This is a genomic window from Rickettsia gravesii BWI-1 (genome assembly GCF_000485845.1).
Classification (GTDB): Bacteria; Pseudomonadota; Alphaproteobacteria; order Rickettsiales; family Rickettsiaceae; genus Rickettsia; species Rickettsia rickettsii.
This window is the reverse complement of the sequence record NZ_AWXL01000011.1, coordinates 59,683-76,092: the sequence shown is the minus strand read 5'-3', so window position 1 is coordinate 76,092 and position 16,410 is coordinate 59,683. Positions and strand designations below refer to the sequence as shown.

The window sequence follows — 16,410 nt, the reverse complement described above, 5'->3', positions numbered from 1 at the left end:
AGTTATATATACATATACTCGACAAGAAGCGGAAGAAAAAGCAAAAGAAGATGAAAAGCAAGGATTTTACTATATGCATCCTTCCGATAGTGATTCTACAATAGCAGGAGCAGGCACGTTATGCTATGAAGCATTACAGCAGCTAGGTTTTAGTCCTGATGCTATTTTTGCCTCTTGCGGCGGCGGCGGTTTAATTTCCGGCGCATATCTTGCCAAGGAATTAATATCACCGACAAGCTTGTTAATAGGTTCAGAACCTTTAAATGCCAATGATGCTTATTTATCTGTTAAAGATAATAAAACATATAGATTTAACTATGCTCCGAATACTATTGCGGACGGTCTTAAAACCTTGAGTATATCAGCTCGTACATTTGAATATCTGAAAAAACTTGATGATTTTTATTTAGCAGAAGAATATGAAATATATTACTGGACGGCGTGGCTTACTCATTTACTTAAAGTAATGTGCGAGCCGTCAAGTAGTATAAATATGGTTTCAGTGGTAAATTTTTTAAAAACACAATCCAAACCTCAAAAATTACTAGTACTAATCTCAGGCGGTAATATCGATCCTATTCTTTATAATGAATTATGGAAAGAGGAGTATTTAAGCATCTCACCTAAATCTTTATGTTCTGATATCATTTCTGCGAAAGCAGCAATCTAGTAACCTTTAATGTCATCCCGCGACTTGATCGCGGTATCTTAGGACTTAGCTGGTGATGCAAGACCCCGTGGTCAAGCCACGGGGTAACAATAAAAAATCTAGATTCCCGCTTTCGCGGGAATGACATAGAAGCAATGTAACAAAGCCTTCTCACAATGATGAAGTTATATTAAAATTTAACCCTTTCTTCTTACTGCTTCTTGATTTTTGGTAGAAGTATTAGGAGTGATTTGCGGAGGTTTTACATTAGAACTTCTTAGTTTTATTGAATCTTCAAATATGGTTTTATCAAATGCTATTGGATTGATTTTTCTAAGTTCCGCTAAATTAAAATTATTAACTTGTTGCGGTTGAACTATAATAGGCTCACCCATAACAGGAATTAAATTTTTAAATTCAGGATTAGTTGCTACCTTATCTTTATTTTCATTTAAAAATTTTGTTAGACCAGCAGTAATTTCAGGATTTGTTAAAGCGTTTGAAAAGATTTTATCATTAATTGTCTTCACTACATATCCATCACTCAGAGTAATATATTTATCTACAACTTTTCCTAATCTTTCTTCCAAATAGTTTCTACCTGTAAGTATCTGCTTAAATTTTTCCCATAAAGCAGTACCTCTATCATTAATATCTTTTAATTCAGTGGCTCTTTTAGTACTATTCTCAGTTAGATAAGTAGAATCTAACTTATTTAATTCCCTTATTATTTCAGGATTCTTTATGCCTGATGAGTTAGTAAGTATAATAGTTTGTTCTAATTGCTTACTAATTTTATTATTTTTTTCTAATCTATTACTAATCTGCTGCACCGTATAAGTGGCTGCCTTTTGTAATTCCTTAAATTCCACTTGAAATAATTGATTTACTCTTGGGATAAACTGCTTACTATCTTCATTAAATTTCTGTTTTTTATCTCCTTGAATAATAAATTTTTCATATTTCTCAAGTTTGTCTGGAGTGTTTTTAGGATCTTGTTTTAAGATTTCTATAGCTTGATCTTTACAGCCTGTGCATATTGCTCTTTGGGTATAGATTTTCCGCTTACGGCTATTAATGCTTCTTTAGTTGCTCTTATAGGATTGGCAAAGATTTCTTCTTCATCTTCTATACCTATCAATGATAATTCATCAAAAGGTCCTCCTTTATTTAGAGGAAGTACAAAACCCTTAAGTGCTGCTTCAGCCCTTGCAACATCAAACTTTAGCTTATCTGCTGCACTAGGTATTAGTTTTGTATCTTGTCCTAAATTGATATGCAAGTTATCTACTAATTTTTGTATATCTTTATTTTCTACAATTTCACTAATAATTTTACTGGCAAGTACTTCAAGCGTACTAGTGATATATTATTCAGGTTGTAAATATTGTTGAATAGGATCGGGAGTAATAATATTTTTATTCAAAGTATCTAATCTACTATCTACGTTTTTTATATCAACTATTTTACCTTTTACTGCAGCCAATATCTCAGTCACTTCATCGTTTTTTAATAGTATCATCTTCTATATTAGTTATAATCTCTGCCATATAATACTCATTATTAAGTTATTTGATATAATGAACTAAAAATTATCAAACTTTTTAAAAATTCGCAACTATATTATCATATAAATCACTACTTACTATGCCCTGACTGTTGCCCACTCTCTCTACTTTTATTAAGGTTTTCAACGTGAGATATAGGGATTGATATAGAAGACTTATAGCCTTGGGGTATTGTTTTATTTTGCTTTACAATATTTGGTACTTGTTTTTCTCTTTGTAGTTCTTCCAACAAATTTTTCGTTTCTATATATAGACTATTACTTTTTTCAAAGTTTGCAAATGCTTTATCTATATTTTTTTGAGCATAATCCGTACCGGTAAAAACTGCTACTATTCTTTGCCATAGCTTAGGTTTGGTTACTCTTTGTAATTCTAATGCTATACTTTCTCCCTATCCGTGTTCCGTTAAATATTCAGGATTTCACTCTGCTAATACTCTTTTAGTACCGTTAACAAGTGCAGGATTGCTGCTCTTAAGTAATGGGGCAAAATTCTTGATAATTTCTTTACCTTGCTCTATCATTTTTTCAGGCGGTAGTTTACTTATCGCTGGTAATAAAGTTTTAATTATATTATGCTCATTTACTCCTAACTCATTAATAGACGATAAAGCTTTTGCTTCTTTTTCATTTGTTTGAAAAGTAGTTTTAAAAAATTCAGCTATCTTTAATGCTGCTTGTGTTAATGCTTCTACTTGTTTTGGATCATTAATTTACTCTTGTTTGTCAAGCTTAGGGGTAGTATTTTTAGTAAGAAATTTTCTGTAGTTACCTAATGTTGTTTCTGAAACATTTTCTCTAAGGTTATCTAATGCTTTATCTATTAATTTCTCTCTATATTGTTCTTTAGATATTTTTTGGTTAGCTAATTCTAACATAGCTTTTTCTAATGTTTTTTTAATATCCATCACTTCATCTTCGCTTAAGCCATTACGTTTTTCGTCGTTCATCTGCTTTACTTGAGATTCACTTAAATCTATGGCAAAACCTTTTAAAGCAGCTGCATTTTTAGCATTTGCAACGCTATATTTTCCTTTTTCCTCTTCCGACGAAATTAATTTAGTTACTTCATCATGAGTGTTATATATAGTGTCAGTTAAAGATTGAACTACATCATTTGGTAAATAATTAGTACTAAAAGGAGCAAACTGTGATTCTATTGCAGTAAAAATATTTTGTCTAGTAGTGGCAACATAATTAAGAGGAGCAGAAGTATCTTTAAAAAATTTAATTTGAGTATTAAATTTACTATCAATACTACTTATATTGTCTAAAAATTTATTATATAATTCTTCTGTACTTAATGGAGCCTGACGATTTCCTTCAGGTTTATTAGCATCTTTAGCCATATCACTTCCTCTACCATATCACTTCCTCTATTAATTATTATTAATTAAATTAGATAATAATTAGTTAAAGAATACAAACCAATTTAAAATTTATGAATGAAAATTAATTAAAACTTATAAAAAGAATTATATTTTTTCATAGAAGAGGTCCTGAGCGTAATTTCATCAGGGATTTCGGTTATGAACCTTGAAGGGTAAGAACGGACTATTTCATAAAATATTTTTCTGCTTTCAGCATGAGTAATGTAGAGGTCTTTTTTGGCTCTCGTAATGCCGACATAGGCAATGCGGCGTTCTTCCTCTAAGCCTTTTTCGCCGTCTTCATCTAGAGATCTTTGAGACGGAAATACACCCTCTTCCCAGCCCGGTAAAAATACCACGTCAAACTCAAGCCCTTTAGCTGCGTGCAGGGTCATTATAGTAACAGAACCACCGTAATTGGTTTCAAGCACTTCATTTTCCATAACTAAGCTTGAATGTTCGATAAAATCATGAACATCGTTAAATTCAGCAATAGCTCTAAGCATTTCGTTAATATTTTCGATTCTACCGAATGCTTCTTCGGTTTTTTCTTCTTGAAGCATTTCAAGATAACCGGAATCATCAAGTATTGCTTTAACTACGTTTATTGGAGCATCTATACTAAATCTTTCGTACCAATTATCGATTTTAGTAACCAAATCTTTTAGAGTTTCATATGATTTTGTTTTAATCTCACCTATTTCTAGCATTTCTTTAATGGCTGCGAAATTAGAAATATTTCGCTCAAGTGCATAGACTCTAATTTTATTTAAGCTAGCTGCACCTATTGCCCTTTTCGGCACATTTATAATACGCTCAAGTGCTAGATTGTCATTTTGATTCAAAGATATACGGATATAAGCAAGCACGTCTCTTATTTCCATACGTTCATAGAACCGCAAACCGCCTATAATTTTATAAGGCATAGCACTATTTATAAATGCTTCCTCAAAACTTCTTGTTTGAAACCCGGCTCGTACTAATATTGCAATATTGCCGGCATTATACCGGTTTTCTCGCACTAACTTATCTATTTCACCGGCTATATATCTTGCTTCTTCTTTATCACTCCAACAAGAGATAATTTTTATCTTTTCACCGCTTTCCCTATCCGTCCATAACGTTTTACCGTGACGGTTTTTATTATTATTGATAACATTGGAAGCAGCAGCAAGTATTGGCAAAGTTGATCTATAATTCTGCTCTAATTTAATAATTGTTGCGCCTGCAAAATCTTTTTCAAAACGTAATATATTCCCGACTTCTGCTCCTCGCCAACCATAAATAGATTGATCATCATCCCCTACACAGCAAATATTTTTATATAAACTTGCGAGCATTCTTGCCCATAAATACTGGACAACGTTAGTGTCTTGATATTCATCGATTAAAATATATCGATATTTTTCTTGGTAATATCTTAGTATTTCAGGGTTTTTAATAAAAAGCTCATTATTATAAAGTAGCAAATCTCCAAAATCTAAAACATTAGAAATAAGTAAATTTTTCTGATATTCTTCGTATACAAGTTTTGCAATCCTCTGCAGCGGTAAATTAGTATCTGATACTGATAGTTTAGTTGGTAATAATCCTTGATCTTTCCATCTAGAAATTATGATATGTATTAATTTAGGAGCATATTTTTTAGTATCAATATCTTTTAGCTTTACTATATCTTTCACTAGTTTTAATTGATCATCATGACTAATAATAGTAAATCTATTATTTAAACCAAGATTTAAATGCTCAATCTGGTCACGTAATATCCTAGCTGCCATTGAGTGGAAAGTGCCTATATTAAGACCATAGCAATTAATTAGACTATTAACTCTTTCAGCCATTTCTTTAGCAGCTTTATTAGTAAAAGTAACGGCTAGAATATTTTGAGGTGAAACTAAATTTTGGTGAATAATATTAGCTATTCTTGAGGTAAGTACCTTTGTTTTACCTGTCCCTGCACCTGCAAGCAATAAAAGCGGTCCTTCAGTGTGAAGAACTGCTTTTTGCTGCTCTGGATTTAATGTACGTATGAAATCTTGATTTTGCATTTGTTTTAAGGATATTGTGCTATGGCTCTACTATATCATATCCGCAAAAGCGGGAATCCAGTAAAACATATAAAAACTTGTTTTTATATGTTTATTTTGTCAATAATATGTATTTTGTATAAATATTAAAGTTATCTAGATTCCTGCCTTCGCGGGAATGACATTAAAGCATTAAAATATCACCTTATTCTTCTTAGATTTTTAATAATATACGAAATAGTAATTATCGGACTACAAATAATTATTTTAAATAACCTAAAATAAGAGCTTAAATTTCTATCTTCAATAAACCAATTATATAAATCATTTATAGGTTTAATCTCAGCAGGAATAATATATTGATCTTTAAATAATTCTTTTAAAACTCTTTTTGCCTGTTTTGCTTCTACTTTACGCTCTATTGTTAAGCTTTGATCATGTACTCGGTAGAAATATAAAGATTCCGGTATATGAGCAAATTTCGTAACAAGCCCAAACCTTAGCCAATATTCATAATCATCCACTAACTGCATATTTTCATTATATCCACCTACTTGCCTTGCTAAATCGGCTCTATATAAGAAACATGCACCGACACAATCTCTAATCGGTAAAAACTCAGGAGGTTCTTGATAAAGTCTTATTCCTACTTTACCGTAGTCATCGATCAAAGTATAATCAGTATATACAAGCCCTATCTCAGGTGAATTATCAAGTATCTTAACCATTTTTTCTAAAGCATTTTCATGGAAAAGATTATCATCTGAAGTCCAAGTAAAATACTCCCCCTTGGCCTCTTTAAAAGCAATATTAAGACTTGCCGGTAATCTTTTATTGGTCTCATTTACTATTACCTTAATACGTGCATCCTGCTCTGCATATGCCCTAGCTACTATAACGCTATTATCTTTTGAGCAATCATCAATAATAATAAGCTCAAAGTCTTTAAAGCTTTGATTAAGGCAGCTCTCAATAGCAAAAGGTAATAGCTTCTTTCTATTGTAAACCGGTAAAACTATTGAGATTTTTGGAAGATTACTATGCATGTCCTCCTAACATATCAAGAGTATTTAAACTATTAATTATATTTTCTATTAGTTCTGATTCTTCAGATTTACATCCATCTTCAAGGATTAATAATATATTGCTTAAAGCATTATTAAGCATTTTGGGTATTATAGTATTTTGCTCTTCAAACCTTTTAATTAGTTGCATGGATCAACATATTCAATTGTTAACGATTCTTTATATTGATCTAATAGCTCGGCAAGATAATCAGATACTGCCCATAACAAAAAATCAGCTCCTTCATTATCTATTAAATCAAATACTTCATAAATTTTTTCAATTTGTACTTCAATATTATCTACAAGCACTAGCATAATTTTTACTATTTATTACTTAGATTATTATATTTTCTATGTTATTCCCGCGAAAGCGGGAATCCAGAAAAAATAATCTTAATACTGCTACAAAGAATTATATTTTTTATATTCTTTACTAGATTCCTGCTTTCGCAGGAATAACATAAAAGGAACCATGCGGGCATTCTTAATTCTGTAAATTTATATATTTCGTATTTAGATATTCAAATATCCCTTCAAATGAGCCTTCAACTCCAAAACCTGAAGCTTTACGTCCTGCAAAAGGTGCTTTTGCATTTGCAGGTAACGGATCGTTAATCGATACCATACCAAAATCAAGCTTAGACGCTATCATTTGTGCCACGGATATATTATTTGAATATACATATCCTTGCAAGCCGTATTCGGTATTATTTGCACGTTCTATTACTTCATCCAAATCTTTAAATTTATAACAAGCAACTACCGGACCGAATATTTCTGTTCTAAAGGTATCCATATTATCCAAACAGTCAATAATAATAGTAGGCTCAATAAAATTATCAACAGCTTTACCGCCGCAAATTAATTTAGCTCCTTTACTTTGTGCATCAGCGAGTAACTTTTGTATTTTTTCTATGGCAGCAGAATTAATTAACGGACCTACATCCGATTCCTTATCAAATCCGTCACCGACCTTAAGCTTAGTAAATTTAGTCTTTAGAATTTCTATAAATTTTTCATATATAGATTCTTCTATAAATATTCTGTTAGGTGAAATACAAGACTGTCCACTATTTCTAGTTTTAGCGATTACTAAATCATTTACTACTTTCTCTAAATTATTATCTGCCGTTATAATGAAAGGAGCATTGCCGCCAAGTTCCAAAGATAAACGTTTTAGAGTATTTGCGGCATTTTGATATAGAATTTTACCGACATTTGTAGAGCCGGTAAATGATAATTTCTGAAGCCTCAAATCTTCACAAAAAGCCTTACCTATAATATTTGAACTACCTGTAATTACATTAAATACTCCGGCAGGTAAACCAGCATCGCCTGCAAATTTCGCAAGTACTAAAGCTGATAGAGGCGTAAGACTTGACGGTTTTAATATAACGCTGCAACCTGCAGCTATTGCAGGTACTACCTTGCGAGTAATCATTGCATTTGGAAAATTCCAAGGAGTTATAGCAGCAGACGGTCCTACAGGCTCATATTGCGTAACAATTTTATGAGTTTTACTATTACCGGGTTTGATAGTCGAATGAATATTATGTATAGCATATGTATACCAATCAATAAAAGAAGCTCCATATAAAATTTCTTTTTCTGATTCAGCAAGTACTTTACCCTGCTCTAGGGTTAATATATGACTTAACTCCTCAATATTTTCGATTACTAAATTATACCATCTTCTAAGAATCGCTATTCTCGCTTCAAATGAGCTTTGTGACCATAAAGAAAAACTAGTCACCGTATTATTAATCGCTGAATTAATCTCAGATAATCCCAAATTCGGAACTGTAGCAATTTCTTTTAAGGTTGCAGGATTAATAACGGATATTTGCTTCCCGAACTCTATAAATTCACCGTTTATATAATTCTTTCCCGTAATGTTTTTAAGTAAGTTCATATATTTCTCATTACCTGCGTGGATACTAAAATCGTCATTGCGAGCAAACATTGGTGTTGTTACATAGCTCGAGAAAAGTGTTACAAACTTATCTTAAAATTATACGGCAATACTAGCAAGAGAAATATTTATAATGAATTATTTATACCCGAATCTTCACCACTCATTTGACTTTCTAATACATCATAAGAAATATTTTCCAAATTAAACATGTTTTATAATATTAATGATATCTTCAGGAGCTATTGCGTTTAATATAAGATTCAATATTTCTTGAGGAAATTTATATCCAATGTCAGATAATATAGCAGATTTTTCAGTTATATTATAATAAAGTAATACACTTGCCTTGTTTAAGTCTTCTAGAATATTTTCTCACAATAAATTTGATACTTTACCTACCTTTATAGCCTCAGCTATTTTAACCCATAACTCAGAGGGACTTATTTCTTCTTTGCCAAAAGCTATTAAATTCTTGAATAGCTCTAAATAATTACCTTTAACTCCTTTAACATTTCCCCGTGCATACTCAACAATCTCAGATGAAATATCAGAGTAATATTTTTTCTTAGGATTTATTAATTGTGACTCTAAAGAGATCACAGCTGAGCGAAATACTTTTTCTAAGTTATTAAATAACCGCCTTTATTAAGATTTATATTTGCTAACAGCCAACCATTTGAATTATCTCCATTAAAAATCCAATTCTGATGTAACATTGAGTCAAAAGTAAAATTTTTAAATATATTAGTAGTTGTAGACTTATCAGTAGCTAACCTAATATCAGGAGCCTTTATCACTTGATCATATCTAACTCCGGTTATTTCTAGCTCTATAAATTTTTCACTTTGGCTATTTTGATAAAAATGATTTAAGTAAAATTTTATTGCAGAATATATTAAAAATTTTTGTGAAAATGCGGCTTCTTCTAGCTCTATTTCTAAATTAGCATTTTTCAATATTTCTAAATTTTGTATGTTAAAACTACCTCATCCAACTAAAAATTTCATAAGTAATGGATATGTATCAATATTTTGTTTTTGTGGTGGTATATTTATTATGTTCCAAGTCATTATATTTGTACCTAATTAAATTAATACACAATGACTATAATAAGTGTCTTACTGAATGCAACAATTTTTTATTAACTTATATGTTAATTTACAGCTAAAAAATCTAAATTATTTATTTAGAAATTTTTCAGCCTCAAGAGCCGCCATACAACCTGTTCCTGCAGCAGTTACTGCTTGTCTATAAATTTTATCCTGAACGTCACCAGCAGCAAAAACACCTTCTACACTAGTTCTAGTAGTGCCTGACTTCGTGATGATATAATTATCGTCATCCATTACAATTTGTCCGGTAAATAGCCCCGTATTCGGTGCATGCCCAATAGCTATAAATACACCGCTACAATTCAATAAACTAATCTCTTTGGTGTGAACATTTTGAATTTTAACTCCGGTAACGGATTTTGGTTTATTGCTACCTACAATCTCATCTACTACATGATCCCAAATTACTGATATTTTAGGATTTTTAAATAATCGATCCTGTAATATTTTCTCAGCTCTAAAACTATCTCTTCTATGCACTATAGTGACTTTGCTAGCATGATTGGTTAAGTATAAAGCTTCTTCTACTGCACTATTTCCTCCCCCTACTACAACTATTTCTTGATTCTTAAAAAAGAAACCATCGCAAGTAGCACATGCCGAAACACCAAAACCACGAAATTTCTGCTCTGAAGCTATACCAAGCCATTTTGCTTCCGCACCGGTACAAATTATTATGCTCTCCGCGTCATATTCATTTCCTGCTCCTGTAAATACTTTAAAAGGTCTTTTTGATAAATCCACCTTTTCTACGTAATCACTAACAATTTCCGTACCGACATTTTTAGCCTGCATAGATATCTGCTCCATAAGCCAAGGTCCTTGCACCGTTTCCGCAAATCCTGGATAGTTCTCAACATCGGTGGTAATTGTAAGCTGCCCACCTGGCTGCATACCATTTATTAATATTGGTTTTAAAGCAGCTCTAGCTGTATAAATAGCAGCACTTAAGCCCGCAGGTCCTGAACCTATTATTAGTACTTTAGTAGTAATTTTCATAATTATTATTTATTAATTTAAATGATGCCTATGTCATTCATGCGAAAGCAGGAATCCAGAAAAACATATAAAAAACAGTTTTTTTATATGTTTATTTTATTAAATATGTAATTTTTGTACCAAGATTAAGGTTATTGTTTCTGGATTCCCGCTTCCGCGGGAATGACATCCTGAACGTTCGTACAACACAAGGTCACACAATCTAAGACTTCTTTTCTAACCAAGATTTGACATAGTTAATTTCTTCAGGGTTCATTAGAGAAGGAGCATGACCGGCATATTTTATTTCATAAAGATCAAAAATTTTTGTTTCTTTCATCTTTTTAATAGTAGATTTTGTTAAAATTTGAGATTTCATCCCATGAATTACTAATATTCTACATTTTATTTTATTCCATACAGACCATAGTTTAATATCTTCCTGGTTACTAGCATTTTTCATTCCTTTTGTTATAGCAGGATCATAATTCATTTTATATTTTCCGCCGAATGTAGAAATTACACTATATTTTGTTAAATAATCCCAATCTTCTTCATCTTTAATACCGCTTTGTGCATAAATAAGTTTTAAATGTTCTTTTGCACTAGCCAAATCATCTAAGAGTATAGTTTTTTTAGCATAACCTCCAATTTTAATTACAGGAGCAGCATCAATAAACGCCCCTATATCATTTAATATTAAGGCTTTAAAAATATTTTTATATTTACTGGCAAGTACCATCCCTATAATACCGCCCATTGAAGTACCAAGCCAAATAGGATTTTTGATATTTAGCCTTTTAAAAAAAAATAACGTATCTTTAATATAAGTCGTATAGTTATAATGATTAGCTTTTTTAAAATTTTCGCTATCACTGCGACCGGGATAATTTATTGCAATTACTCTATAATTTTTACTCAACTCTTTAGCTATTTTATCAAAATCATGAGCATTTCTAGTTAAACCGTGAGCACATACTATTATATTTTTATTTTTAGGATCACCGAATTCCACATAAGAAATTTTATGTTTCGGTATATATTGAAGAGGTAATAAATTAATATAGGGACCAATTTTTATTGAATTAATTTTCATATGAACCTATTAATACCAATTTAGAATAAATTTTAAAAAAATCATTGTCATCATGTTATTAATTTAAGTCACTTAAAAATATACTGACCATGGTCGGCATATATATAACTACAAAAAGCAAAGATAAAAACACAGTAGCTGCAACTTTTTCAGGGTAAAATTTCTGTAAATTTGCTATAACTATAGTATTTGCTGCGAGTGGTGCCGTAGAAAGTAGTTTTAGGGCATTATAGTAATCATTGTTATACCATTTTGTTACAAAATGATCAAACATGATAAATAACCCTACTCCCAAAGGATAGAATAGAAATTTAGCAGCAAAAGTAGCAAGAGTAAATTTGATATCGACTTCAAATTTTTGTAGAGACGAAAGAGCAAGACCCACCATCACCATACCGAGTATTGAAAAAGAGCCTTTCATATTATATATAAAATCATCTAAAAAATCCGGTAAAGTAAAACCACAAAAACTAAATAAACATCCCAAGAAAAAAGCGTTTAAAATCGGTAATTTTACTACTTTTAATATACTATCGGTGGTATTAGCAAAGCTCCTCATACAAATGTAAAAGCCGACGGAACATTCATAAATATTCACTCCTATAACAGCCATCATGTAAATACTTAATGTATAATCATCAAAAAGTGCTGCAGCTATAGGCAACATAAAATACCCGCCATTTGCCGTACCTGCAGACAAAGCTATAATATTACGTGTATGATCCTGCCAAAATTTACCAAAAAAATAATAAGAAAAGAGCGATAAGAGTGTTGCAATTACAAATGTTACGACCGTAACGCTTAATGCCGCAAGTGTTAAGGTTGTACTAGCAGGTATCGTAAAAAATACTATAGGCGATATAAAATAGAATAGTAACGAAGAGATACTATCTCTTTCAACATTTGAATATTTACCTGCTAAAAATCCTATTACTACACTTAATAATACCGAAACGGTTTTAAAAAAAACTATACTAAAGATTATCATGTAATGAGCTAAAGATATAATTACTTATAATATATGAGATTTTATTTTTTTCACTAAATTTTGTAAAGATTTTTACTTCATCAGACCAAAATAAATTTCTAATTGAAACTTTAAAAATCTTATGTTATTTAGGGTGTCTAATTTAATATGAAATTTTCATATTACTTATGCAAAATCTATTATCCTTATTCATTATATTTTTTTGTTTAAATATCTATTCTAATCCTATGCCACTTGGGCTTGAATTAAATAAAACTACCAATATAGATCAACAAAAAAATACAAAATCATCAATAAAGAACCTAATTATTGGCAAGGATATAATTATTATATAGAACCAAATACAAAAACTATATCTAAAGCTTTAGTGATATGTAATGATTTTAATGTAATAGAAGCCGTTATTTTAACTATAGATCAAAATAAATTTGAAGAGTTTTATAACATTTTAAAAGATAAATATAGTTTAGAAGAAGAAAATGATAAAGTGGTTACTTTCAAGGATGGTGAATGTGTAATCATATTTGAATCTTCTAAATTAAATACCGAAATGGAACTTGTATATATAGGTTTTTATAAAGAATTTTTAAACAAACTATATAAAGAAGAAAAATTAGAGCAAGAACAGATGAAGAGATTGCTGTAATACTTGATTGGTATTGCTCGCGTGAAGTCATATGTCATTCCTGCGAAAGCAGGAATTCAGCATAAAGCGAGATGAATCGAGCTTTTAATTTCAAAAATTTGCTGTATTTATACTTTTTTCTGAATTCTTGCTTTCGCAGGAATGACATAAGGAATAATACACGAAGCTACTTCGGAAATTATAGGCATATGTAAATTATATTTTTTTATCAAATCCAAAACTAATTTTAATGCTTCTCTTCCCTCTACCAGCTCTTTATATTCCTGTAAAAATTTCTTTTTATCACTACTAATTCCAAGTTCATAACCAAATTTTGTATTACGTGAGCCTAACGAATAACAAGTAAGCACTAAATCGCCTACTACTCCCGCTTCTAGTAAAATATCAGAATTTTTTTGCATACCACCTAAAGCTTTCGATAAAATAGCAATTTCTCTTAATGCAGCTACTATAAGCGTTGCTCTTGCATTTTCGCCCTGCTTTCTTGCTAAATCAATCCCGCTTTTAATAGCAAAAATATTTTTTAAAGCTCCTGCTACCTGTAATGTTACAATATCGCTTGACACATTAGTAGTAAAAATTTTTGAACTTAGGTTATAAGCTATTTTATTTGCTATACCTATATCTAAACTTGCAATACTTGCCGAAGCAGGTAAATTTTTAGCAAGTTCTTTTGCTAGATTCGGACCTGCAAAAAACGCTGTAGGGCTATGCGGTAATAGAGTTTTTAACCTATCTGAAAATAATGCGGTAGGATTACGGGCAAAGCCTTTTGTTGCAATTAGAAGAGTATTGTCTTTAGAAATGCTGTGAGTTTTTAATAATTTTATTGAGTCATCAAAAGCGTAAGACGGCACTGCAATAATAATTAGTTCAAAATCCTTAATTATATCTAAGTTTGTAGTAGCCTGTAAATGAGCAGGTAATTTAATATCCCCTAAATATTTTACGTTAGTTTTGTTGTGTAAAATTTCCTTTGCTATTGCCTCAGCACGTAAAAACAAAGTAACGTTATTATAGTTTTGTGCTGCTAAAGAAGCAAGGCTAGTACCGAAACTCCCTCCCCCATAAACCGCAATATTTTTAAATTTGTTCATGTGCTTATTTTGCTTATTTTTTCTTTGTCACTTGCAGGTTTGTAGGTATCGTTGCTTGGCTTGTTTATGTCATTCTCACAAAGGCGGGAATGACATCAAGCGAATTTCTCGAGCCATAAAACAATACCTACTCACAATAACAATTTCACTACTCCACAGCTTTCTCAAGATTTACTATTATAACGGGTGACTTATTAATTTCTTGTTTTAAGGTTTTACGGATTGTTCCTTTTATTGCCTCGATTACTTGTTCATCCGACAATGCTTTTTTAGCCTGTTTATTTTGAATGGTAACAAGTGCTTTAATGTCGTTTTTAATGAGGTTAACTAATGCCATATCCTCTTTCGGATCAAGCAGCCCGGGCATAGACAGCATTGGGTTTGCAGCAAGCAGTCCTTTTTTATTAATGACTACTGATGCTACCACGATACCTGACTCACACATACGTCTTCTAGCTTTGAAAATCGGAGATTCAACGGGCAGCAAATAATTACCGTCAACAGCTAAATAACCGTTTTCAACCTTTGAAATTACTTTTGCATTATTAGGTTCAAGCAGTACTACACTACCGTTTTCAACCTCCACTGCCTGCTTTATGCCGTTTTTCTTAGCAAACTTAACATGTTCATGAATATGTACAGGCTCACCGTGAACAGGTATACAAATATTCGGTCTAATTAGAGAATACATTTTTTGTAGCTCATCAATAGATGGATGTCCGGAAACATGTACAAAATGGTCTCGCTCGGTAATAACTTCTACACCGGCTTTAACAAATATATTAAATAGCCTGAATATTTTCTTTTCATTACCCGGAATAATTTTTGAAGAAAAAATCATTGTATCCTTAGGAACAAGCTTTATAGAAGGGTGAGAATTACTAGCCAGTTTTGCAGTGGCAGCCATAGGCTCACCTTGACAACCGGTAGCAATTACTAATAATTCTTCTCTTCTAAATCTGCTAACATCATGTTCACTAATTAGAGGAGCAATATCTTTCAAATAGCCGCTTTCCTGCGCAGCAAGCATCATACGATGCAAACTTCTACCGATTAAGACTACTTTTCTACCCGCAAGCCCTGCAGCATGAATTATTGTATCAAGCCGTGCTAAATTAGAGGCAAAGGTTGAAACTACTAACATTTGAGGACAACCGGCTATAATATCTACTAAACTTTTTCTAACATCTCCCTCAGAACCTGAGCTTCCTTTATTAAATACGTTAGTTGAATCACAAACAAGTGCAAGAACCCCTTCATCTCCGTAAGATTTTAAAAGCTCCTCATCGGCTTTTTTCCCAAGTATCGGATCGTTATCAAATTTCCAATCTCCCGTATGCAAAATATTACCTGCATCCGTACGGATCATAATTGCTTGCATTTCAGGAGCCGAGTGAGTCAGTGGCACCATCTCTAAGGAAAAAGGATCTAGATTTATTTTACTACCAGGTTTTACTTCATGAATTTTTATATTTTTAGCAAAATCATATTCATTTAAACGAATTTTTAAAAAATTTGCTGTAAAAGTAGTAGTATAAATAGGACATTTAAGGCTATTCCATAAATATTGGACTCCACCTAAATGATCCTCGTGAGCATGAGTTAAAATCAGACCTACTATATCTTTTTTATATTTCTCGATAAAACTACTATCAGCAATTATCATATCAACACCGGGTAAATAATCATCGGCAAAACCACTACCACAATCAATCATTAACCATTTACCTTGATAATGATAAAGATTAAGATTCATACCTATTTCATTAGATCCCCCTAGCGGTACAAATAGCAGATCATTTTTATGATTTTTGATGTTGAATGATGACATAATTTAACTTAATATTTATTTTATTAGTTTATTCTTATAACTTATTATTAATTAAGCGTCTATATAT

17 protein-coding genes and 1 pseudogene are annotated in these 16,410 nt (G+C 31.5%); 4 read left to right on the top strand and 14 right to left on the bottom strand.

What is annotated here, in order from left to right:
- Window positions 1-670, top strand: a 670-nt coding sequence (locus RGRA_RS0104020; protein ID WP_024547287.1) for a serine/threonine dehydratase, incomplete at its 5' end; no start/stop codon positions are given.
- Window positions 671-846: 176 nt separating this feature from the next.
- On the opposite strand, the pseudogene RGRA_RS08815 reads toward RGRA_RS0104020, so the two are convergent.
- Window positions 847-2,199: pseudogene (locus tag RGRA_RS08815) on the bottom strand (hypothetical protein).
- Between the two features lie 371 nt (window positions 2,200-2,570).
- Here RGRA_RS08815 and RGRA_RS12545 point away from each other — a divergent pair.
- On the top strand, window positions 2,571-2,855 hold the full coding sequence (locus RGRA_RS12545) for a hypothetical protein (protein ID WP_017442968.1): 285 nt from the start codon (window positions 2,571-2,573) through the stop codon (window positions 2,853-2,855).
- 74 nt (window positions 2,856-2,929) lie between these two features.
- Here the strand turns inward: RGRA_RS12545 and RGRA_RS13390 are convergent, their stop codons facing one another.
- From RGRA_RS13390 to RGRA_RS0103955, 11 genes are all read right to left on the bottom strand, one after another.
- Entirely contained in the window at window positions 2,930-3,565 is a 636-nt protein-coding gene (locus RGRA_RS13390; RefSeq protein ID WP_017442967.1) for a hypothetical protein, read from the bottom strand.
- A 107-nt stretch (window positions 3,566-3,672) separates the two neighbouring features.
- A complete protein-coding gene (gene pcrA / locus RGRA_RS0104000; protein WP_017442966.1) occupies window positions 3,673-5,634 on the bottom strand; it encodes a DNA helicase PcrA in 1,962 nt (653 codons plus the stop codon).
- A gap of 179 nt (window positions 5,635-5,813) precedes the next feature.
- Window positions 5,814-6,659, bottom strand: a complete 846-nt coding sequence (locus RGRA_RS0103995) for a glycosyltransferase (RefSeq protein WP_017442965.1) — start codon at window positions 6,657-6,659, stop codon at window positions 5,814-5,816.
- On the bottom strand, window positions 6,652-6,828 hold the full coding sequence (locus tag RGRA_RS13385; RefSeq protein ID WP_236609789.1) for a hypothetical protein: 177 nt from the start codon (window positions 6,826-6,828) through the stop codon (window positions 6,652-6,654). Before RGRA_RS13385 ends, RGRA_RS0103995 begins: the two co-directional genes overlap by 8 nt.
- Window positions 6,819-6,995, bottom strand: a complete 177-nt coding sequence (locus RGRA_RS13380; protein WP_236609788.1) for a hypothetical protein — start codon at window positions 6,993-6,995, stop codon at window positions 6,819-6,821. The genes RGRA_RS13385 and RGRA_RS13380 overlap by 10 nt, the downstream gene beginning before the upstream one ends.
- 169 nt (window positions 6,996-7,164) lie before the next feature.
- The gene (locus RGRA_RS0103985; RefSeq protein WP_024547286.1) at window positions 7,165-8,592 is read right to left on the bottom strand and encodes an NAD-dependent succinate-semialdehyde dehydrogenase; all 1,428 of its coding nucleotides are present in this window, start codon (window positions 8,590-8,592) and stop codon (window positions 7,165-7,167) included.
- A 375-nt stretch (window positions 8,593-8,967) separates the two neighbouring features.
- Window positions 8,968-9,195: a hypothetical protein gene (locus tag RGRA_RS0103975; protein ID WP_017442963.1), complete on the bottom strand. Its 228-nt coding sequence runs from the start codon at window positions 9,193-9,195 to the stop codon at window positions 8,968-8,970.
- 20 nt (window positions 9,196-9,215) lie between these two features.
- A complete protein-coding gene (locus RGRA_RS0103970; protein ID WP_024547285.1) occupies window positions 9,216-9,551 on the bottom strand; it encodes a hypothetical protein in 336 nt (111 codons plus the stop codon).
- A gap of 222 nt (window positions 9,552-9,773) precedes the next feature.
- The gene (gene trxB, locus RGRA_RS0103965; protein ID WP_017442962.1) at window positions 9,774-10,706 is read right to left on the bottom strand and encodes a thioredoxin-disulfide reductase; all 933 of its coding nucleotides are present in this window, start codon (window positions 10,704-10,706) and stop codon (window positions 9,774-9,776) included.
- 202 nt (window positions 10,707-10,908) lie between these two features.
- Window positions 10,909-11,781 (bottom strand): alpha/beta fold hydrolase, encoded by an 873-nt coding sequence (locus tag RGRA_RS0103960; protein ID WP_017442961.1) that lies wholly within the window; start codon window positions 11,779-11,781, stop codon window positions 10,909-10,911.
- 58 nt (window positions 11,782-11,839) lie between these two features.
- Complete coding sequence (locus tag RGRA_RS0103955; RefSeq protein ID WP_014392234.1) at window positions 11,840-12,769, bottom strand: AEC family transporter; 930 nt, start codon at window positions 12,767-12,769, stop codon at window positions 11,840-11,842.
- 167 nt (window positions 12,770-12,936) lie between these two features.
- Here RGRA_RS0103955 and RGRA_RS13375 point away from each other — a divergent pair, with 167 nt between their 5' ends.
- Together RGRA_RS13375 and RGRA_RS13370 are read left to right on the top strand one after the other, a co-directional pair.
- Window positions 12,937-13,104, top strand: a complete 168-nt coding sequence (locus RGRA_RS13375; protein ID WP_236609787.1) for a hypothetical protein — start codon at window positions 12,937-12,939, stop codon at window positions 13,102-13,104.
- Between the two features lie 32 nt (window positions 13,105-13,136).
- Window positions 13,137-13,415, top strand: coding sequence for a hypothetical protein (locus RGRA_RS13370; RefSeq protein WP_236609786.1), 279 nt, complete (start codon window positions 13,137-13,139; stop codon window positions 13,413-13,415).
- Between the two features lie 107 nt (window positions 13,416-13,522).
- Here the strand turns inward: RGRA_RS13370 and RGRA_RS0103940 are convergent, their stop codons facing one another.
- Window positions 13,523-14,512 (bottom strand): NAD(P)H-dependent glycerol-3-phosphate dehydrogenase, encoded by a 990-nt coding sequence (locus tag RGRA_RS0103940; protein ID WP_017443069.1) that lies wholly within the window; start codon window positions 14,510-14,512, stop codon window positions 13,523-13,525.
- Window positions 14,513-14,660: 148 nt separating this feature from the next.
- Window positions 14,661-16,343, bottom strand: coding sequence for a ribonuclease J (locus RGRA_RS0103935; RefSeq protein ID WP_017443068.1), 1,683 nt, complete (start codon window positions 16,341-16,343; stop codon window positions 14,661-14,663).
- Window positions 16,344-16,410 lie beyond the last annotated feature (67 nt).

Bases quoted from the DNA above. Each gene is read 5' to 3' on its own strand.
- RGRA_RS0103940 (WP_017443069.1), bottom strand. From the start codon at position 14,512: ATGAACAAATTTAAAAATATTGCGGTTTATGGGGGAGGGAGTTTCGGT.
- RGRA_RS13375 (WP_236609787.1), top strand. From the start codon at position 12,937: ATGCAAAATCTATTATCCTTATTCATTATATTTTTTTGTTTAAATATC.
- RGRA_RS0103935 (WP_017443068.1), bottom strand. From the start codon at position 16,343: ATGTCATCATTCAACATCAAAAATCATAAAAATGATCTGCTATTTGTA.
- RGRA_RS13390 (WP_017442967.1), bottom strand. From the start codon at position 3,565: ATGGCTAAAGATGCTAATAAACCTGAAGGAAATCGTCAGGCTCCATTA.
- pcrA (WP_017442966.1), bottom strand. From the start codon at position 5,634: ATGCAAAATCAAGATTTCATACGTACATTAAATCCAGAGCAGCAAAAA.
- RGRA_RS0103985 (WP_024547286.1), bottom strand. From the start codon at position 8,592: ATGAACTTACTTAAAAACATTACGGGAAAGAATTATATAAACGGTGAA.
- RGRA_RS13385 (WP_236609789.1), bottom strand. From the start codon at position 6,828: ATGCAACTAATTAAAAGGTTTGAAGAGCAAAATACTATAATACCCAAA.
- trxB (WP_017442962.1), bottom strand. From the start codon at position 10,706: ATGAAAATTACTACTAAAGTACTAATAATAGGTTCAGGACCTGCGGGC.
- RGRA_RS0103960 (WP_017442961.1), bottom strand. From the start codon at position 11,781: ATGAAAATTAATTCAATAAAAATTGGTCCCTATATTAATTTATTACCT.
- RGRA_RS0103995 (WP_017442965.1), bottom strand. From the start codon at position 6,659: ATGCATAGTAATCTTCCAAAAATCTCAATAGTTTTACCGGTTTACAAT.
- RGRA_RS0103955 (WP_014392234.1), bottom strand. From the start codon at position 12,769: ATGATAATCTTTAGTATAGTTTTTTTTAAAACCGTTTCGGTATTATTA.
- RGRA_RS13380 (WP_236609788.1), bottom strand. From the start codon at position 6,995: ATGCTAGTGCTTGTAGATAATATTGAAGTACAAATTGAAAAAATTTAT.